General features: G+C 69.1%; 20 protein-coding genes and 1 pseudogene. 15 read left to right on the top strand and 6 right to left on the bottom strand.

Translation table 11 applies throughout. The features are described from left to right. Positions 1–26 precede the first annotated feature (26 nt). The 10 genes from cpaB to ACIBCK_RS30065 all read left to right on the top strand — a co-directional run bounded on the left by cpaB (position 27) and on the right by ACIBCK_RS30065 (position 9028). Positions 27–740, top strand: a complete 714-nt coding sequence (gene cpaB / locus ACIBCK_RS30110; RefSeq protein WP_399395289.1) for a Flp pilus assembly protein CpaB — start codon at positions 27–29, stop codon at positions 738–740. Positions 741–1137: 397 nt separating this feature from the next. Then, positions 1138–2763, top strand: a complete 1626-nt coding sequence (locus tag ACIBCK_RS30105; protein WP_399395287.1) for a CpaE family protein — start codon at positions 1138–1140, stop codon at positions 2761–2763. A gap of 166 nt (positions 2764–2929) precedes the next feature. Next, positions 2930–3256, top strand: a complete 327-nt coding sequence (locus ACIBCK_RS30100; protein WP_399395286.1) for a TadE/TadG family type IV pilus assembly protein — start codon at positions 2930–2932, stop codon at positions 3254–3256. A gap of 10 nt (positions 3257–3266) precedes the next feature. After that, positions 3267–4625 (top strand): CpaF family protein, encoded by a 1359-nt coding sequence (locus ACIBCK_RS30095; RefSeq protein WP_399395284.1) that lies wholly within the window; start codon positions 3267–3269, stop codon positions 4623–4625. Continuing rightward, positions 4625–5569, top strand: coding sequence for a type II secretion system F family protein (locus ACIBCK_RS30090; RefSeq protein ID WP_399395282.1), 945 nt, complete (start codon positions 4625–4627; stop codon positions 5567–5569). The genes ACIBCK_RS30095 and ACIBCK_RS30090 overlap by 1 nt, the downstream gene beginning before the upstream one ends. Positions 5570–5596: 27 nt before the next feature. Then, entirely contained in the window at positions 5597–6472 is an 876-nt protein-coding gene (locus ACIBCK_RS30085; RefSeq protein WP_367049205.1) for a DUF5936 domain-containing protein, read from the top strand. Between the two features lie 475 nt (positions 6473–6947). Continuing rightward, positions 6948–7136 (top strand): hypothetical protein, encoded by a 189-nt coding sequence (locus ACIBCK_RS30080; RefSeq protein ID WP_367049207.1) that lies wholly within the window; start codon positions 6948–6950, stop codon positions 7134–7136. Beyond that, positions 7133–7744 (top strand): pilus assembly protein TadG-related protein, encoded by a 612-nt coding sequence (locus ACIBCK_RS30075; RefSeq protein WP_399395281.1) that lies wholly within the window; start codon positions 7133–7135, stop codon positions 7742–7744. The genes ACIBCK_RS30080 and ACIBCK_RS30075 overlap by 4 nt, the downstream gene beginning before the upstream one ends. Before the next feature lie 33 nt (positions 7745–7777). Beyond that, positions 7778–8374: a hypothetical protein gene (locus ACIBCK_RS30070; RefSeq protein ID WP_399395278.1), complete on the top strand. Its 597-nt coding sequence runs from the start codon at positions 7778–7780 to the stop codon at positions 8372–8374. 3 nt (positions 8375–8377) lie between these two features. Beyond that, a complete protein-coding gene (locus ACIBCK_RS30065) occupies positions 8378–9028 on the top strand; it encodes an OmpA family protein (protein ID WP_399395276.1) in 651 nt (216 codons plus the stop codon). Between the two features lie 298 nt (positions 9029–9326). Here ACIBCK_RS30065 and ACIBCK_RS30060 read toward each other — a convergent pair whose 3' ends face one another. The 3 genes and pseudogenes from ACIBCK_RS30060 to ACIBCK_RS30050 all read right to left on the bottom strand — a co-directional run. Continuing rightward, the gene (locus ACIBCK_RS30060) at positions 9327–9701 is read right to left on the bottom strand and encodes an antibiotic biosynthesis monooxygenase family protein (RefSeq protein WP_399395275.1); all 375 of its coding nucleotides are present in this window, start codon (positions 9699–9701) and stop codon (positions 9327–9329) included. An 88-nt stretch (positions 9702–9789) separates the two neighbouring features. Beyond that, positions 9790–10365, bottom strand: a complete 576-nt coding sequence (locus tag ACIBCK_RS30055) for a GNAT family N-acetyltransferase (RefSeq protein ID WP_399395272.1) — start codon at positions 10363–10365, stop codon at positions 9790–9792. Positions 10366–10447: 82 nt separating this feature from the next. Next, a pseudogene (locus ACIBCK_RS30050) lies at positions 10448–10783 on the bottom strand (ketosteroid isomerase); the annotation flags it as partial. A 66-nt stretch (positions 10784–10849) separates the two neighbouring features. On the opposite strand from ACIBCK_RS30050, the gene ACIBCK_RS30045 reads away from it, so the two are divergent. Both ACIBCK_RS30045 and ACIBCK_RS30040 read left to right on the top strand, forming a co-directional pair. Beyond that, on the top strand, positions 10850–11608 hold the full coding sequence (locus ACIBCK_RS30045) for a class I SAM-dependent methyltransferase (RefSeq protein ID WP_399395269.1): 759 nt from the start codon (positions 10850–10852) through the stop codon (positions 11606–11608). A gap of 214 nt (positions 11609–11822) precedes the next feature. Then, a complete protein-coding gene (locus tag ACIBCK_RS30040) occupies positions 11823–12329 on the top strand; it encodes a DinB family protein (RefSeq protein WP_399395267.1) in 507 nt (168 codons plus the stop codon). A 65-nt stretch (positions 12330–12394) separates the two neighbouring features. Here the strand turns inward: ACIBCK_RS30040 and ACIBCK_RS30035 are convergent, their stop codons facing one another. Then, on the bottom strand, positions 12395–13609 hold the full coding sequence (locus tag ACIBCK_RS30035) for a winged helix DNA-binding domain-containing protein (RefSeq protein WP_399395265.1): 1215 nt from the start codon (positions 13607–13609) through the stop codon (positions 12395–12397). Positions 13610–13670: 61 nt separating this feature from the next. On the opposite strand from ACIBCK_RS30035, the gene ACIBCK_RS30030 reads away from it, so the two are divergent. Beyond that, positions 13671–14117: a winged helix-turn-helix transcriptional regulator gene (locus ACIBCK_RS30030; protein WP_399395264.1), complete on the top strand. Its 447-nt coding sequence runs from the start codon at positions 13671–13673 to the stop codon at positions 14115–14117. 213 nt (positions 14118–14330) lie between these two features. On the opposite strand, the gene ACIBCK_RS30025 is transcribed toward ACIBCK_RS30030, so the two are convergent. Further along, a complete protein-coding gene (locus ACIBCK_RS30025) occupies positions 14331–14690 on the bottom strand; it encodes a DUF192 domain-containing protein (RefSeq protein WP_399395262.1) in 360 nt (119 codons plus the stop codon). Positions 14691–15000: 310 nt separating this feature from the next. Here ACIBCK_RS30025 and ACIBCK_RS30020 point away from each other — a divergent pair, with 310 nt between their 5' ends. Further along, complete coding sequence (locus tag ACIBCK_RS30020; protein WP_399395260.1) at positions 15001–15525, top strand: hypothetical protein; 525 nt, start codon at positions 15001–15003, stop codon at positions 15523–15525. 30 nt (positions 15526–15555) lie between these two features. Here the strand turns inward: ACIBCK_RS30020 and mgrA are convergent, their stop codons facing one another. Then, the gene (mgrA, locus tag ACIBCK_RS30015) at positions 15556–16593 is read right to left on the bottom strand and encodes an L-glyceraldehyde 3-phosphate reductase (protein WP_399395258.1); all 1038 of its coding nucleotides are present in this window, start codon (positions 16591–16593) and stop codon (positions 15556–15558) included. A gap of 130 nt (positions 16594–16723) precedes the next feature. Here mgrA and ACIBCK_RS30010 point away from each other — a divergent pair, with 130 nt between their 5' ends. Next, on the top strand, positions 16724–17485 hold the full coding sequence (locus tag ACIBCK_RS30010) for an isoprenyl transferase (protein ID WP_367049210.1): 762 nt from the start codon (positions 16724–16726) through the stop codon (positions 17483–17485). Positions 17486–17546 lie beyond the last annotated feature (61 nt).

Below are 17546 nucleotides of genomic sequence, written 5' to 3'. Positions count from 1 at the left end.
CGCACTCGATCGAGGTAGTCCGGTTCATGAACTCACGCCAGCGCCGCGGCGTCATCCTGCTGGTCCTTTCGGTCCTGGCCGCGTTCGGCGCGTTCGCGGGCGTCCTCTCGGTGATCCGGGACGTGAACTCGAAGGTGGGGCCCGAGGTCGCCGCGTACAAGCTCAAGGGGGACATCGCCCCCTACAAGGAGTTGAGCGTGGACCAGTTCGAGAAGGTCGAGATGCCGGAGCGCTGGCTATCGGAGAACGCCGTCACCGACCTCCGCCAGGTCCGCGGCAAGATCGCGGTGACGGAGCTGCGGGAGGGCTCGCTGCTCCAGACGGACATGATCGTGGACCGCCCCGAACTCGATCCGGGTCAGCAGGAGATCGCCATCATGATCGACGCGGCGACGGGCGTGGCGGGCAAGATCACGCCCGGCGCGACGGTCAACATCTACGCCACCTTCAAGGCCGAGACCGACAACGCCAAGGACCAGTCGAAGGTCATCGTCGAGTCCGCGAAGGTGATCGACGTGGGCAAGCTGACGGCGCTGGACCCGGACCAGGACGACCGCAGCAGCCGTCGTACGGCGACGGAAGCGGTGCCGATCACGTTCGCCCTGGACACGGCGGACGCGCAGCGCGTGGCGTACGCGGAGTCGTTCGCGACCCACGTCCGCCTCGCCCTGGTAGGCCAGGGCGAGGAACCCGCCATCCCCCGGGGCGACCGAACATACACACTCGACGAGGACAAGTAGGGGGCCTGCGGATGTGCCACACATCTACACCACGGCGTACCGCTCCCGCGGGGGGCGACGCTCCTGGGTTGCCGCTGCGCGGCGGGGCTTTCGCTTGCGATGTGGGCAGGTGCCCTGCGCCGCCGCTTCGCGGCGGATCCTTCCCGCCCACCCACCCGATTACCCCGCGGGGCAATCGGGTGGGTGGGCGGGAAAAGCCTGTGCGGCGGCACCAACTGCGGGGTGACAGTGGCCGGGACGTCCAGCCCGCCGCAGGCGCAAGGCGCCCCCCGCCGGGTAGAAGCACCAGGAACGTCCAGCCCGCCGCAGGCGAGGTGGGCCTACTCCCGGGGGGTAAAACCCAGGACGTCCAGCCCGCCGCAGGCGCCCCGCAGCCCCTGCCGGGAGGCGAGGCCGTATGACGACCCGGATCCTGCCCGCCGTGGGGGACCTGGACGCGGCCCGCGCGCTGTCGACGCTGACGGGACAGCTGCCGGACGCCGAACCCGCCCTGCCCGTCGCAGACTCCACCGCCCTGCTCGACCACCTGGCAAGACTCGCCGCGGAGTCACTCGACGAGCTCCCCGAAGTCGTCATCATCCACGAGCGCATCGGCCCCGTCCCCGCCCTCGACCTGATCCGCGACCTCGTACTCCGCTTCCCCGCGGTAGGCGTCATCCTCATCACCGCCGACACCAGCCCCACCCTCCTCACCGCCGCGATGGACTCCGGCGCCCGCGGCATCGTCGGCTTCCCCCTCGCGTACGACGCCCTCGCCGAGCGGGTGCACGCGGCGGCCGCCTGGTCGGCGGGGATGCGCAGGCACCTGGGCAGCGCCGGCATAGAGCTCTACGCCGGGCCGGGGGAGACCCCGGGCGGCGGCCACGTCGTCGCGGTCAGCGGGGCCAAGGGAGGCGTGGGAACCACCCTCGCCACCGTCCAACTCGCTCTCGCGGCAAGGGCGTCCGGCCGCAGCGTCGCCCTCCTCGACCTGGACCTCCAGGCCGGCGACGTCTCCTCGTACCTGGACGTGCAGTTCCGCCGTTCCATCGCCGACCTCGCGTCGATCACCGACATCACCCCCCGCGTCCTCCAGGACGCCGTCTACACCCACGAGACCGGCATCGGCCTCCTCCTGGCCCCCGGCGAGGGCGAGCGGGGCGAGGAGATCACCGACCGGGTGGCCCGCCAGACGCTCGGCGCCCTGCGCAGCCGCTACGACGTCGTGCTCGTCGACTGCGGAACGTACGTCACCGGGGCGAGCGCGGCGGCCATCGAACTCGCCGACCAGGCGATCCTCCTCGTCACCCCGGACGTCGTCTCCGTACGCGCCGCCAAGCGCATGGTCCGCCTGTGGGACCGCCTCCAGATCCGCAAGGCGGAGGAGACGCTCACCGTCGTCAACCGCCACGGCAAGGGCGCGGAGATCCAGCCCTCCCTGGTGGAAAGGGTGACGGGGACCCGCGTGGCCCGCACCACCGTCCCCGCGAACTTCAAGGAACTGCAGGGCGCGGTCGACGCGGGCCGCATGCAGGACCTGGACAGCAAGTCCTCGGTGAAGCAGGCGCTGTGGGCGCTGGCGGGCGAGCTGGGCCTGGTGGAGCCGGAGGCGGCGTCCACCGGGTCCAAGCGGCTGACGCTCCGCAAGCGGGCCGCGGCCGTACACCAGAGCGACCGGGGCGCCGTAACCCTGGAGTTCGCCGGGATGTTCCCGCTGCTGCTCGCCGTGATGGGCCTCCTGTGGCAGTGCGCGCTGTACGGCTACACCTTCTCCCTGGCGGGAAACGCGGCGGACGAGGCCGCGCGTGCGGCGACGGCGGCGTACGCGGTGGGGGAGGGCGGCGCGGCGGCATGCGAGGCCGCGGCGAAGGAGCACCTGCCGTCGGCGTGGCAGGGCGCGGAGGTGGCCTGCACCGACGAGGGAACGGTGTGGAAGGCCCACGTGGACGCGGACGTACCGCTGTTCTTCCCCGGGGTCGACGCGGGGTGGAGCGTGAGCGGGGAGGCGGGCGCGGCGAAGGAGGGCGAGGACGGTGATGGGTAACCCGGCAGCGCCGCGTACCGCCGGTCACCGGCTTCGCCGAGTCCGTCCGCAACCGCCGGCCGGGCTGAACCACCGACGCCGAAGCGTTCGGCACCCGCAGAGCCAGGAGCGGACCCGGCACCCCCTGCGCAAGAGAAAGCGCCTCGACGACGACCGAGGCGTATCCATGCTCGAATTCGCCGGCTTCCTCCCCATCCTGCTCCTCATCGGCCTGGCCGCCATCCAACTGGGCCTCGTCGGTTACGCGGTGAACCAAGCAGGATCAGGCGCCCGCGCCGCGGCACGCGTCGCATCCCAGGGCGAGGGCGGCGAGGCGGCGGGCCTCGCGGCGATGGACGGAAGCCTCGACGCCGGGGTCGTCATCAGCGGCGGCGGCGACACGACGAAAGCCGACGTCACCGTCCAAGTCCCCACGCTGCTCCCCTTCGTGGATGGCTGGTCCGTCACGAAGTCGGCGACCATGCCCAACGACGACGACGAAGACGGGAGCTGAGAGAGAACAGATGAGCCTCCGCGACCGCATAGCGACCCCGAACGACCACGGCAAGGGAAACGACCCCAGCCGCGACGACAGCCTCGTGGCCGTCTACCGCTCCAAGCTCCTGGAAGAGATCGACCTCGCCGAGATGTCGTCCCTCACCGCGGCGGACCGCCGCGTCCGCCTCGAACGCGTCATGGGCCACATCATCAGCCGTGAGGGCCCTGTCCTCTCGACCTCGGAACGCTCCCAGCTCATCCGCCGCGTCGTGGACGAGGCGCTGGGACTCGGCGTACTGGAACCGCTCCTCGCCGACGCCTCCATCACGGAGATCATGGTCAACGGCCCCGACTCGATCTTCGTCGAGCGCGCCGGACGCGTCGAACAGCTCCCCCTCCGCTTCGCGTCGAACGACCAGCTCATGCAGACCATCGAACGCATCGTCTCCACGGTCAACCGCCGCGTCGACGAGTCGAACCCGATGGTCGACGCGCGCCTGCCCACCGGCGAGCGAGTGAACGTGATCATCCCCCCGCTGGCGCTCACCGGTGCGACGCTCACCATCCGCCGCTTCCCGCGCGCGTACACGCTGCACGAGCTGATCAGCCTCGGCTCGCTCGACGAGCACATGCTGCTCCTGCTCTCCGCCTTCGTACGGGCCCGCTTCAACATCATCGTCAGCGGCGGAACGGGCTCCGGGAAGACGACGCTCCTCAACGCGCTCTCCGGCCTCCTCCCCGCCCACGAACGCATCATCACCATCGAGGACTCGGCCGAACTGCAACTCCAGCAGGACCACGTGATCCGCCTCGAATCCCGCCCCCCGAACGTCGAGGGCAAGGGCCAGATCACCATCCGCGACCTGGTCCGCAACAGCCTGCGTATGCGCCCCGACCGCATCATCGTCGGCGAGGTCCGCGGCGGCGAGACCCTCGACATGCTGCAAGCCATGTCGACGGGCCACGACGGTTCCCTCGCCACGGTCCACGCGAACACGGCGGAGGACGCCCTGATGCGCCTGCAGACCCTCGGCTCGATGTCGGAGGTGCAGATCCCCTTCGAGGCGCTGAAGGACCAGATCAACTCGGCGGTGGACGTGGTCGTCCAGCTGGCCAGGCACGCGGACGGCTCCCGCAAGGTCGCCGAGATCGTCCTGCTCGTCTCGCACGGCCGCGAACAGTTCCGCATCGCCCCGGCGACCCGCTTCGTGCCGCACCAGCCGGGCGGCAACGGCCTGGACCGCCGCGTGCACGGCTACTTCGAGCACCTGCCCCTTCCGCGTTCCGTCGCCGAGCGGCTGTACGTCGCGGGAGAGCCGGTGCCGCCCGGTTTCGGTGTGGCCCAGGCCATCGACGTACTGAACACGAGAGAGGCCATCGGCTGATGGAGAACCAAGCCGCCCTCCTGGCCCTGGGCGCCACGATCCTGACGGGCACGCTCGCCGTCGCGGGAGTCCACGCGTACGCGTCCGGCCGTGCCCAGCGCCAGGCCCTGGTCGACCGCCTGGCGATCGGCCCCGGCACCGGGAGCACCTCGGGCCGCGGCAGGCGCTTCGGCGCGGTCGACCGCCGTCTGCGCCGCACCCGCCTGGGCCGCTCCATCCAACTGCGCCTCTCGGCGACGGGCCTGGACCTGACGGCGGGCGAATTCTTCGTCTACGTCGTGGCCGTCGTCACCGCGCTCTGGCTGATGGCGGCGGCCACACTGGCCCCCTTCTTCGGTCCGATCGCCGGCCTGGTGGCGGTCTGGAGCGCGGTGGTCTTCCTCAACTGGCAACGCCAGAAGCGTATCGAGGCCTTCATCAACCAACTCCCGGACGTGGCACGCATCCTGGCGAACGCCACGGCGGCGGGCCTGGCCCTGCGCACATCACTGGCGATGGCGGCGGAGGAACTGGAAGCGCCGGCGGGCGAGGAACTGTCCATGGTGGCCGACCAGTTGACGCTGGGCCGCTCGATCGACGACACGCTGGGCGAACTGGCGCAGCGCCTCCCGTCCCGCGAACTGATCGTCCTCGTCACGACCCTGGTCCTCTCCAACAAGGCGGGTGGCTCGGTGGTGAACTCCCTCCGCAACCTCACGCAGACCCTGGAGGACCGCAAGGAGACGCGACGCGAGGTCCGCACGATGCTCTCGGAGGTCCACGCGACGGCGTTCACGGTCCCGCTCCTGGGCCTCGGCTCGCTGCTCCTCATCAACTCCTCCAACGAGGGCGCACTGGCGAGGGTGACAGGCTCCCCGATGGGCCAGATGCTGATCCTGATTTCACTCGGCCTGTACGCGGTGGGCTTCTTCGTGATCAGGCGCCTCGGCAAGATCGAAGTGTAGGGAGCGGTCGACGTGTTCGGTCTGGCGATGGCGGCCGTGATGGGCCTGGCGGTGGCCGGGGTGTGCCAGGGCATCCGCATGTACCGGGCGGAGGCGAAACTCCCCTCGGACCTGGCGATCGCCCTGGAGGTGGGCGCCACCCGCGTCTCGACGGCGGGCTCGGCGGTGGACCGCCTCGGCATACGCTTCGCGCCACTGGTCCTGCGCCTGATGGGCCCGAAACGCGTGGACGCCAAGCGCCGCAAGATAGACATGGCAGGCAATCCCGGAGGCCTGACGATCGACCGCTACGCGGCACGCAGAGCGGTGTACGGCATCTTCGGCACGGTCATGGCCCTGGTCTTCCTCACCAACGGCTCATCCCTCTTCGGCCTCCTGACCTTCGCCTTCGGAGTGACGGCGGCGGACGGGCTGATCTGGCAGGCGATACGGGAACGCCGCGAGGTCATCGACCGCACCCTGCCGGACTTCCTGGACGTCCTCGCGGTGGTGGTCTCGGCGGGCCTCGGCTTCCGCCAGGCGCTCGACCGCGTGGCGGAGCGCTACGAGGGCCCCTGGGCGGACGAACTCCGCATCACCCTCCGCCAGATGGACATGGGAGTGAGCCGCCGCCAGGCCTTCGACGAACTCCGCCGCAGGAACGCCTCCGAACAGGTCTCCCAGTTCGTCTCGGCGCTCCAGCAGGGCGAGGAACTGGGCTCACCGATCGCGGACACCCTGATCCAACTGGCAACGGACATGCGCCGCACGGACGCCCAGAACTCCCGCCGCAGGGCGGCGAAAACGATCCCCAAGGCGACGATGGTGACGCTGGTGTTCATGCTTCCGGCCACGATGATTCTGATCGCGGCGGGGATGTTTCTCGGTTCGGGCTCGGACTTCGGCTCGATCCTGGGGAAGTGAGGACGCCATGACCGGTTCGCGGAGCAGCGAGACAAACGCCGGTATCAAGCCACTGCCCCAAACCCCTTCGCGCCTGCAACCAACTATGGGACAGTCGCCCGGAGGGTGGGAGGGTTGCGGTGCCCCCGGGGACGGCCCCAGCCGAGCCCTGCTCGCCCTACCAACCTTTGCAAAAGGTGAGTTCACGGTATTCACGGGAGGGGAAGTCGTGAAACGCAAGGAACCACCACCGGCCCCACCAAGGACCTCCACCGCACACCCCCGGGGTGCGTGATGACCTCGCCCCCGGGGAAGAGAACTCGCCAACTTCCGCGTAACAGAAGGCATTGGTTGCGGAGAGTGGCTGTTGGGTCACAAGATCTCGCGTACGTTGCCTATGACGACAGCGGCGTCGGAAGTGGTTGCGCCAGCAGTGCGGGTATCGGGTGGGAGAGAAGGGGCCGTCGTGCTGAAGGATCGCGTACTCAGAGTCTGGATCGACTGGACGGTGACCGTTGCTTCCCGGGTTCGGGGGAAGGGGCGGGATGCGGGGGCTGGGTTTGTGGAGTATGCGGGGTTGATGATTTTGATCGCGGGGATCTATACGTTGATCGACAGTCTGGCCCTGGACAACAAGATCTCCACGGCAATTGGCAACGCGGTGGGCGACGTAATCGGCGGGTGACACCCCGCCCCTCCCTGCGAAGCGATCGCGGGCAGACTCTCCCCATCTACATCTGGATGACGGGGATTCTGCTTTTCGTTGCGTTCGCCTTCTTTGCGTTTGCCCAAGCGGCTTCGGCGCGTAACGGCGCGCAAACTTCGGCCGATGCAGCAGCGTTGGCTGCTGCGCAGGACTCCAGGGATGAACTGGTCGATGGACTGGGGCAGGCCATTGGTGACGGTGACGCTTGGCTCGACTGGCTGGACGGCGACAAGTTCACCGGTGAGGGGGCCCAAGAGGCGGCTGACGCGTTGGCCGCTGATAACGACTCGGCTGTCACTGGCTTCGGTCCGGAAGAAGTGAACGGATACCCGGGCTACCGGGTAGAGATCGAGACCAATTACACCGTGGGCGACTCGATCATCCCCGGTACGGAGTCCCAGCACGCCAAGGCGTCGGCGACTGCGGTCATCAAGCCGCGCTGCGGCATCACCCCTGCCTCCGACCCGGAGAAGGAAGTGGAGTTCGAGTGTGACGGCGGAGCTTCCTTCGAGATCGATCCTGAAGACTTCGATCTAGAGGATCTGCCGGACGCGTCTGCTCTCTTCTCCGTGCACTTGGCCGACTGACACAGCGATCGACGAAAGAAGGAAGCCGTAGCGATGAACATTCGGCGCACCATGAAGACTCGCAGAGCGATGACCGCTGTGGCGATCACTACTGGGCTGGTCCTCACGGTCGCTGGCTGCGGCGGCGGTGGCGGTGACGACAAGTCCGACCAGGATTCCAAGCCCTCCGCGCCAACAAAGAGCGACGACGGTGGGGGTGAGAAGAAGGAGTCGCAGGTTCCCCCCGCCGACGAGACGCTGGCCGAATCCAAGGGGGACGGGGTGACGCTGGTAATCAACTCTGCCAAGCGTGATGAGGGCGGCTTTCTTACCGTTGCAGGCAAGGTGACGAACACCTCTGGTGGTCTATGGACCGGAGGGCAATGGCGCGGAGATGAAAAGGAGTTGCAGAAGAACGGCGGCTCCATCGCTGGTGCCAGCCTGGTGGATGAGGAGGGGAAGAAGCGGTACCTGGTCCTGCGAGACACCTCCGGGCGCTGCCTCTGCACCAAGTTCGAGGGCGGCATCGACTCGGGGAACACCGTCGACTGGTTCGCGCAGTTCCCCGCCCCTCCGGAGGGGACGAACAAGTTGACGTTCCAAGTGGGCGGGATGGCCCCGGCTGCCATCGAACTCTCCGAGGGCGAGTGACCCATGGCCCACCCACGATCACGCACCCTCGCGACAGCCACGCTCACCCTCACGGCCCTGGTCCTCCTCACCGGCACCCCCGCCCACGCCGACGACGAAGACCCCAGCGCCCCCCCGGGCAGCACCACCACATCCCCACCCCCCGAGGTCGACTCCAACAGCCCCGGCCTGAAGCTCGCCGACGGCGCGACCCTCGCCCCCGCGAAGGTCCTGGACATCAAGTCCGTGGTCGAAGACCTCGGCGGCGAGGAACGCCGCGAGGACACCAACACCGACGTCAAGTTCGCCCTGCAGGCCGAGGTCCTGTTCCCCAAGGACAGCAACAAGCTGAATCCGGAGGCCAACGCCCGTATCAAGGCGATCGCGGAGGAGGCCAAGGCGCAGAAGGCGACGAACGTCAGGGTGTTCGGCTTCACGGACAACCTCGGCTCGTACAGCCACGGCAAGACCCTGTCCCGCAAGCGCGCGGAAGCGGTGCACGACAAGCTGGCGAGCTACCTGGGCCCCGAAGTCACGTACTCCGTACGCGGCTACAGCGAGGACTATCCGATCGCGGACAACACCTCCGAGCAGGGCCGCAAGAAGAACCGCCGAGTCGAGGTCACGTTCCCGAGGGGAACGGCAGAAGGCTCCGACGCGGGTACGCAGAGCTAGGCGCGGACCGTGCCCCTGCCCCCTGCCCCCTGCCCGCGGACCACACGGCCAGGCCAGTGAGCCCAGTAAGAGCGAGTGGAAGAGGATCCGAGAGGGGCTGCGCTTCGGGCAGGTCATCACGGGAATGGTGGTCCGCGTCCCCAAGCCTCCCGCCGCTGCCGACGGCAGCGGAGGCCTGGCCCGCCGGAGGCACGGTCACCGGCTCCGAGGTGTGGTGGGCGGCCCGGAGCGAATTCAGATCCGGTCGGCCTTCACCCGCCTGGAACGGGCCACGCGAGCCGCTGCGGGGCCCAGCGGATCAAGGGAACCGTACGACCACGTCGTAGAGCCCCGGGTTCGCCGTGACCGGCGTCTCCGCGGAATCGCGGGCGGCGTTCGCGCGGTTCGCGAACTGGGGGTCGGCAGTGGCCGCTTCCCAGGCCTCCTGGCTCTCCCAGTGGGCAACGTTCACGAGCTGGAAGCGGCCATCGGGGGACTGGGCGCGATGCAGCCGGGTGTCGATGAAGCCCGACTGCTTGCTCATGATGGCGGCCCGTTGCTCCCACTTCTCCGCGAAGGCGTCGACGTCCTCGGGGGCGATCTCGAAAATGTTGATGAAGGTGACGGCCGAGGCGTCCGACACGTCCATCGGCTGCTGCGGCTGCTGCTTCGGCTGCTGGCTTTCTGTGGTCATGATCGGACCCTAGGGGTGTCCTAATTAAGCCTGAATAAGCGCGAGTTGACGGCCCATGGTGCCACCACCCCTCACCCCTCACCCTTCCTCACCCCAAATCCCCTCGCAGGACCCCGTACCGCACCCCGTCCCGCCACTGACCGTCCCGGAAGAGCACGCTGCGGGAGACGCCCTCGGCGGTGAAGCCCGCTTTCTCCAGGGCTCGTTGTTCGGCGGTGTTGTCGGTATCGGTCTCCGCTTCGATGCGCGTCACGGGGGTGTGCGCGAAGAGGTACCGCACCAGGAGCCGCTGGGCTTGCGTGCCGACGCCGCGGCCACGGGCCTCCGGCAGGAGCTGGATGCCGACGTTCCAGTAGTACGAGGTCCGGAAGGTCACGACCTTCCGCCACGCCACGAAGCCGAGTGCCTCATCACCGGAGCGGAGCGGCTCGTCACCCTCGGAACGGAGACGCTCGGCGTCCGAGACGACCATCAGCGTGCCCTTGTCGTCGCCGAGCATCCGGTCGTCCTCCCAGCGCCGCCGGAAGGTGCGGGGGTCCCGCCACCCCTGCCACTGGAACTCCCCGCAGGCCTCCGGGTCGGTGAGGAACCGGTCGAGGAGATTCAGATCCTCCTCACGGACGGGTCGCAGCCGCACTTGCGTCGCAAGATCGTCGTCGCTCATCGCGCCACGGTAGGACGAACTCCGTTGCAGCGCCCCCGCTTTACTCATCCCCGGGGGCTCGCCTACCCCTCCCCGAAGGCCTGCGCGACCGCGAGGCGCGGCCCGTTGACCGAGCGGTCTGGCGGATCTCGCCGAGTACGACGGCGTCGCCGCCGTCCACGAGAATGTGCTCCACCTGGGTCGCCGCCTCCCCGGGCACATGGTGCTCGGCAAGCTCGCGATAGTGGGCGGCGGCGTCGACGCGTGTGGCGCGGTGGCGGATCCACGGCGTCGCGGCCCGGCCGTGCTCGTCCTCCGGCCAGTCCAGCTTCCAGTCGGCGCCGGCGGCGTACGGCTCGGCGATGCGCTCGGGGTCTCCCTCGCCGATACGGCCGCAGCAGGTCCTCCATTCCCTCCTCGTTGTCGTGGCGCCCGGCAGCCGGGACGCCGTGCAGCCGGAGTAATGGGCGCGAGCTCCGGCCCCGTGCGATGCGAAGATCGGTCCATGAGTAGTTTCGACACACTTGTGGCGGAAGCCGAGTCGGCCCCGACCGAAGGCTGGGACTTCTCCTGGTTCGAGGGGCGGGCCTCGGAGCAGCGGCCCTCCTGGCGGTACGCCCACGCCATGGGGGAGCGGCTCGGGCATGCCACCGCCTCCCTCGACATCCAGACCGGCGGCGGTGAGGTCCTCGCCTCCGCGCCCTCGCTCCCGCCGCTCGCCGTCGCCACGGAGGGGTGGGCGCCGAACGTCGCCAAGGCAACCGCCCTGCTGCATCCGCGGGGCGTGGTGGTCGTGTCCTCGCCGGAGGACGCGCCGCTGCCCTTCGCCGCGGAGGCCTTCGACCTGGTCACGAGCCGGCATCCGGTGAAGGCACATTTCGACGAGATCGCACGCGTGCTGCGCCCCGGCGGCACGTACTTCGCCCAGCACGTGGGCCCCGCCAGCGTCTTCGAAGTCGTCGAGTACTTCCTCGGACCCCAGCCCGACCACGTACGGAACGGGCGTCACCCCGACGGCGAACGCGCCGACGCGGAGGCCGCCGGCCTGGAGATCGTCGACCTGCGGGCCGAGCGGCTTCGGATGGAGTTCTACGACATCGGGGCCGTCATCCACTTCCTGCGGAAGGTCGTGTGGATGGTGCCGGACTTCTCGGTGGAGCGGTACTGGTCGCGGCTGCGGGAACTGCACGACCAGATCGAGGCTGAGGGCTCGTTCGTGGCCCACAGCACGCGTCACCTCTTCGACGCCCGCAAGAAAAGCTGACCGTCCGGGCGGACGGCCTAGGAGTGAGCTAGGCGTGACCTAGGCCTGAGCCCCGCAGGGACGACCGCGGGGACGACCGCGGCGCCACGCCACCCAGCCGTAGCGCCGCCCCACGCCACGCAGCCGCAGCGCCCCCACCCACACAGCGCCCGCCACCTCGATTAATCCCTTAATCCCTCGACAGCGGTCAGGGTGATCAGGGAAGCTTCGCGCGATGACCAGAATCAACGACACGCCGCCCGCCTGGGACGACCGTACCCAGCTCACCACATTCCTCGACTACGCACGGGGGACCGCCCGCGCCAAGTGCGACGGCGTCTCCGCGGAGAACGCCCGCAAGGCGCTCCTGCCGGGTTCGCCGCTGATGACCATGAGCGGAGTGATCAACCATCTGCGCTGGGTCGAGTACTACTGGTTCCAGGTGATCTTCCTCGGCGAGGAAGACCAGGCCCCCATGACGGACGAGGACCCCGACCGCGAGATGCGTATCGCCGTCGACTTCCCGCTCACGCAGTTGCTCGACGAGTACGCCGAACAGAGCGCCCGCTACCGCGAACTGGTCGCAGGGAACCCCCTGGACAAGCAGGCCCAGCGGACCATCCGCAACGGCCTCTACGTCGACCTCCGCTGGATCCTCCTCCACCTCACCGAGGAGACGGCCCGCCACAACGGCCACCTGGACATCCTGCGCGAGATGCTCGACGGCACGACCGACAACTAGGCAGGACTAAGGCGCGGCTGGGGCGCGGCTGAGGCGTGACTGGGGGCACGACCAGGTACGACGACCTAGGCGTGCGCTCCTACCGTCACCTCGCCCACCACCAACTCCGCCGCCCCCTCCAGCACTTCCCCCACCCGCTCCACCTGCCCCGCGAGCTCCCGCTCCTGGGCCGCGTTCAGTGCCCCCAGTGGCTCCACCGTGACCGTCAGCCTTCGCCCGGAGCGGCGCTGGTGCCAGACTCCCGCGACGACCCCGTCGACCAGCATCACGGGGAAGTTGCCGGCCTGGCCCCCGGCCAGCGCCCGCTCGTAGGCCCGGCCCGGGAAGAGCCGCTCACGCGGGTGTGAGGCGATCACGTACGCGTCGAAATACGGCAGCAGCCGCACTCCCCGCACCAGTTCCTCTGTCTCGCCTGGCTCCCGGGGAAACTCCGCGTCACCCGCAACCACCCACGCCGAAGCGGGCGCCGACGACATTGGCGGCCCCCCGCCCATCTCCACTCCTTCGATCTCCCCGGCAGCCGCCAACCCCCCGAACACGTCCTTCGCCCAACCACCAGGCGCGGCAGCCCACTTGGCGAACTGGGCCGGCGTCGCGGGGCCGTACGCGTACAGGAAGCGTCGTACCAGACGCGCCGTCGCCTCCTCGGCGGAGAGCTCCGGCTCCCCGGAGTCGGACGTGGGCGGGCGCGTGTACGTCACCTTGCGGCCCCGGTTCGGCGCAAAGCACAACGCCCCGCGGTGGCCCGCCAGATGCATCACCGAGCGCCAGCGCGGCCACATCCCCTGGAAGGCGGGCATCACCAGATCGCCAGCCCAGGGCCCCGTACGCGCCACGACCTCGTCACCGAGCTCGTCGATGGTCAGTTGGGCCCCGTCGAGCGCCTCTCCGATCGCGCTCACGATCTCCTCCGTCTGGGCAGGAGTCAGCCGGTCGCCCGCCTTGAAAGGGCTCGCTCCACCCGGGATCGCCGACAACGCGGCTGTCCACATGGGGAGTTGAGCAGTCGGCAGCAGGTGGATCGTGCCGCGTGGCCCGTACGTCTTGACCAGGCTCGGCTCGTCGCCCCACAGCGCATCCCGTACGTCCTGCCGGTTCGCCCCGTCCATCCGCAACCCCACCGAGAGCTCGGCGGCGGACATCACCTGTGCCTGCGCGGCAAGCATCGCGTCGACCACCTCGCCTGCCCCCGCCTGGCCCGGTTTGGCCGGTGTCCGCAGGAACTGCCGCTCCATGCGACGGGCGTTGGCGGCGCTCCATGAAACAACGGCCCCGGTCATCGGCGTTCCCCTTCAGTACTCTCGATCCAGTCAGTGGCTCTGCGGACACGAGGAGTGGACCATGCCGAAGAGCGGCGCGGAGGGTGATTCGGGGAGCGTCATAGAAGGCACGGGGGTTGCCAGGGAGAGCGTCACGGGAAGCGGCAAGGTCGGCAAGACGCTGTATGCCTGCGGCCTCGACGCTGCCGTGGACGTCGTCGGCGGCAAGTGGAAGCCGATGATCCTCTGGGCGCTGTACTCGGGCACGACGATGCGCTTCGGCGAGCTCCGCCGGAACATCACCGGCATCAGCGAGAAGGTGCTCATCCAGCAGCTGCGCGAGCTGGAGTCCGACGGCATCGTGCACCGCGAGGTGTACCGGGAGGTGCCGCCGAAGGTCGAGTACTCGCTGACCCCCCTGGGCCTGTCCCTGAACGAGGCGCTGATCCCGCTGGGTGTGTGGGGCGACGAGCACATGCAGGAGCTGGTGGCCAACAGGGATTGCAAGAAGTCGGGCAAAGTCGCCTGACGAAAAAACGCCACTGATGGTTGCGTGGCGCGCCGATCGTTAGCCAAGTGATCCCGGAACGGGCGGCGTTGATTCCGCATCGTTATCGCCACCGGCTCGATCTGAGGCCACGCATCACGTAAGTTCAGACCAAGGCGAATTCGCGTGAGCAAAGCCACGTGTGCGGTGCCGCGCGGCGGAGGGGGCTGCGCGGCCCCGCGCGCCTTCCTCCATCTACTCCCGGCCTGCTCCCGGCCTGCTCCCGGTCCACTCCACCCGCAGCCGCGCGCCCCGGCCGACGCCCCACCCCGCCATCGCCCCGGCCTCCGCCTCCAGCACGTGCCGGGCCCGCAGCCGGGGGCGCCCGATCCGCCCCGGACGCATCGTCCGCACCGCGAGCACCCGTAGCCCCCGGTCGAGGTAAGCCACATCCATGGCGAACCGCATCCGCACGGTGTGCACACTGTTCGCCGGGGTCAGCAGCAGGGCCCCGGTCACCCCGTCCCGGCCGAGCAGTCCGCGTCTCCGCGCACCGGGGGAGTCCGCGATCTCCAGGGGGAGGGCCCGACCGCTCGGCAGAAGAAGCGACGCCATGCGAGCCGAAGCTAGCGCCCCACCCGCCCACTGCGTCAAGCACCCCACCCGCCCGCCGCGTCAAGGGCGCGCCCTGCCTCCGTCCCTCCTGTGGGCTACCGCCATACGGGGCTGAAATTTGTCGCCGGGGGCCAAAATCCGGTGGCAGAGCAGGGTCGCGGAGTTGTCGGGCGGTTTCGGAGAGTAGTTGTGGCACGCCGATGTGGGCGGCATCCCTTACGAAGGGTTATGGTGGAAACCCCCCCTCGGGCCGGTCCATCTCCCCCCCATGGACCGGCCCGATTTTTTTGTGCCGGATATGGTCAGGGACATGTCGAACCAGTCCCCTCCGCCACCGTCCCCGCATGAGAACCCCCAAGCGGGCCTGCCCCGCTACACGGGCCCCGCGCAAGACCCCTACAACGGCTACGGCTACGGGTACGGGTATGGCTACGGTCCGGTCCCGCCGCAGAAGATGCCGGGCGGCGTCCGCGCCGCGCAGGTGATCATCTGGGTGCTCTCGGGGATGTGCCTGCTCGGCTCCGTCCTCGGCGGCGTGCTGTACGGGCCTCGGGTCGCAGGCGCGGTTCTCGGGGGCAACTTCCTCCTGATACCGCTGTGCGTCCTGGCCTTCTGGTACCACCTGCCGGGCCACGGGAAGCGTGTCGCGTCGATCGTGCTCAGCAGTGTGCAGATCCTGGTGGGATTCGGTGCCCTTGGCCGAGGGGGTGGCCCGGGTGCCCTCATCCTCGTCGGCTGCTCGATCGCGCTCGTGATCCTGCTGAGTCAGGGGGCCGCGGGCGCCTGGTTCAAGCGCCCGCGCACCCCCGCCCCGGGGCAGGGATACGCGGGCTGAGGCGTTCCGCCAGGACCCGCCCCGCCAGGCCTAGCCCCGCCCGGCCCAGATGTTGGTGCCGGGCGTGGACACCGCGAACGTGTCGATCTCGGCGAGCTCCTCGTCCGTGAGCTTCGGTCCCGCAAGCGCCGCCACGTTCTCCTCCAGCTGCTTCACGCTGGAGGCGCCGATCAGCGCCGAGGTCATCCGCTCGTCGCGCAGGACCCAGTTGAGCGCCAGCTGCGCGAGCGACTGGTCGCGGCGGGCCGCGATGTCGTTCAGGCCGTTGAGGCGGCGTACGACCTCCTCGCTCAGGAGGTCGGGGTCGAGCGACTTGCCCTGCGTGGCGCGCGACCCATCGGGGATGCCCTTCAGGTACTTGTTCGTGAGCAGGCCCTGCGCGAGCGGCACGAACGAGATGCAGCCCATCCCCGCGTCCTCAAGGGTGTCGAGCAGGCCGTCGTCCTCGGTCCAGCGGTTGATCATCGAGTACGAGGGCTGGTGGATGAGCGCGGGCACGCCCATCTCCCGCAGCAGCCGCGCCGCTTCGGCGGTCTGCTCGCTGTTGTAGGAGGAGACGCCCACGTACAGCGCCTTGCCCTGCTGGACGGCGGACGCGAGCGCGCCCATCGTCTCTTCGAGGGGGGTCTCGGGGTCGAAGCGGTGCGAGTAGAAGATGTCGACGTAGTCCACGCCCATCCGCTTCAGCGACGCGTCCAGGGACGACAGCAGGTACTTGCGCGAACCCCACTCGCCGTACGGGCCGGGGTGCATGAGGTAGCCCGCCTTGGTCGAAATGACCAGTTCATCGCGGTACGGGGCGAAATCCTGGGCGAACAGCTTGCCGAAGTTGAGCTCGGCCGAACCGGCGGGCGGGCCGTAGTTGTTCGCCAGGTCGAAGTGGGTGACGCCCAGGTCGAAGGCGCGGCGCAGGATCGCGCGCTGGCTCTCCAGGGACTTGTCGTCACCGAAGTTGTGCCACAGGCCGAGGGAGACGGCGGGCAGCTTCAGGCCGCTGCGGCCCGTGCGCCGGTACTCCATGGCGTCGTAACGGTCCGTTGCCGCTCGGTACAGAGACGTGTCGTTCATGGGTACGAAGCTACTTCAGCGAGGGATCTTGCGGGGCCGGTGCCCGCGTCCCCCCAGGGCGGAACCCCGCCCTCACAGCGGTAGGCTTTCGCCTTCGGGGACTGCCATCTGCATGGAGGGGCTGACAGAAGTGAACCTGCGCGACCTGGTGTACGGACTTTACGCACGCCGGGTGGAAGGCCGCCTCGACCACGATCAGGTGCCCAAGCACATCGGGGTCATCCTCGACGGCAACAGGCGCTGGGCGAAGGCGTCCGGCGGGACCACCGAACAGGGCCATCAGGCGGGCGCGTACAAGATCGAGGAGTTCCTCGGCTGGTGCGCAGAGACGGACGTCGAGGTCGTCACCCTCTGGATGCTGTCGACCGACAACTTCGACCGCCCCGAGCGGGAGCTCATCCCGCTGCTCGGCATCATCGAGGACACGGTCCGCAGCCTCGCCGCCGACGGCCGCTGGCGCGTGCACCACGTGGGCACGATGGACCTCCTTCCCGCCCGCACCCAGGCCGTCCTCAAGGAGGCCGAGCAGGCCACCCACGGCAACAAGGGAATACTGGTCAACGTGGCCGTCGGTTACGGCGGCCGGCAGGAGATCGCCGACGCGGTCCGCTCGCTGATCCTGGACCACGCGGAGAAGGGCACGAGCCTGGAGGACGTCGCCGAGACCGTCGACGTCGACCTGATCTCCAAGCACCTCTACACCCGGGGCCAGCCGGACCCCGACCTGGTGATCCGAACGAGTGGTGAGCAGCGTCTCTCCGGCTTCATGCTCTGGCAGTCGGCCCACTCCGAGTACTACTTCTGTGAAGTCTTCTGGCCGGCCTTCCGCAAGGTCGACTTCCTGCGTGCGCTGCGTGATTACGCGGCCAGGCACCGGCGCTACGGCGGCTGACGCCCCACGCGGCACGCGAGGTGCTCACGTCGGTGAGGCGCGAGTAACCCAGAGTTCATGG

The organism is Streptomyces sp. NPDC051218 (genome assembly GCF_044455475.1).
Taxonomy (GTDB): Bacteria; Actinomycetota; Actinomycetes; order Streptomycetales; family Streptomycetaceae; genus Streptomyces.
This window is presented reverse-complemented; position numbering and strand designations above follow the sequence as displayed.

Coding starts and splice junctions, on each gene's coding strand:
- cpaB (WP_399395289.1), top strand. CDS start 27: ATGAACTCACGCCAGCGCCGCGGCGTCATCCTGCTGGTCCTTTCGGTC.
- ACIBCK_RS30105 (WP_399395287.1), top strand. CDS start 1,138: ATGACGACCCGGATCCTGCCCGCCGTGGGGGACCTGGACGCGGCCCGC.
- ACIBCK_RS30100 (WP_399395286.1), top strand. CDS start 2,930: ATGCTCGAATTCGCCGGCTTCCTCCCCATCCTGCTCCTCATCGGCCTG.
- ACIBCK_RS30095 (WP_399395284.1), top strand. CDS start 3,267: ATGAGCCTCCGCGACCGCATAGCGACCCCGAACGACCACGGCAAGGGA.
- ACIBCK_RS30090 (WP_399395282.1), top strand. CDS start 4,625: ATGGAGAACCAAGCCGCCCTCCTGGCCCTGGGCGCCACGATCCTGACG.
- ACIBCK_RS30085 (WP_367049205.1), top strand. CDS start 5,597: ATGGCGGCCGTGATGGGCCTGGCGGTGGCCGGGGTGTGCCAGGGCATC.
- ACIBCK_RS30070 (WP_399395278.1), top strand. CDS start 7,778: ATGAACATTCGGCGCACCATGAAGACTCGCAGAGCGATGACCGCTGTG.
- ACIBCK_RS30065 (WP_399395276.1), top strand. CDS start 8,378: ATGGCCCACCCACGATCACGCACCCTCGCGACAGCCACGCTCACCCTC.
- ACIBCK_RS30060 (WP_399395275.1), bottom strand. CDS start 9,701: ATGACCACAGAAAGCCAGCAGCCGAAGCAGCAGCCGCAGCAGCCGATG.
- ACIBCK_RS30055 (WP_399395272.1), bottom strand. CDS start 10,365: ATGAGCGACGACGATCTTGCGACGCAAGTGCGGCTGCGACCCGTCCGT.
- ACIBCK_RS30045 (WP_399395269.1), top strand. CDS start 10,850: ATGAGTAGTTTCGACACACTTGTGGCGGAAGCCGAGTCGGCCCCGACC.
- ACIBCK_RS30040 (WP_399395267.1), top strand. CDS start 11,823: ATGACCAGAATCAACGACACGCCGCCCGCCTGGGACGACCGTACCCAG.
- ACIBCK_RS30035 (WP_399395265.1), bottom strand. CDS start 13,609: ATGACCGGGGCCGTTGTTTCATGGAGCGCCGCCAACGCCCGTCGCATG.
- ACIBCK_RS30030 (WP_399395264.1), top strand. CDS start 13,671: ATGCCGAAGAGCGGCGCGGAGGGTGATTCGGGGAGCGTCATAGAAGGC.
- ACIBCK_RS30025 (WP_399395262.1), bottom strand. CDS start 14,690: ATGGCGTCGCTTCTTCTGCCGAGCGGTCGGGCCCTCCCCCTGGAGATC.
- ACIBCK_RS30020 (WP_399395260.1), top strand. CDS start 15,001: ATGTCGAACCAGTCCCCTCCGCCACCGTCCCCGCATGAGAACCCCCAA.
- mgrA (WP_399395258.1), bottom strand. CDS start 16,593: ATGAACGACACGTCTCTGTACCGAGCGGCAACGGACCGTTACGACGCC.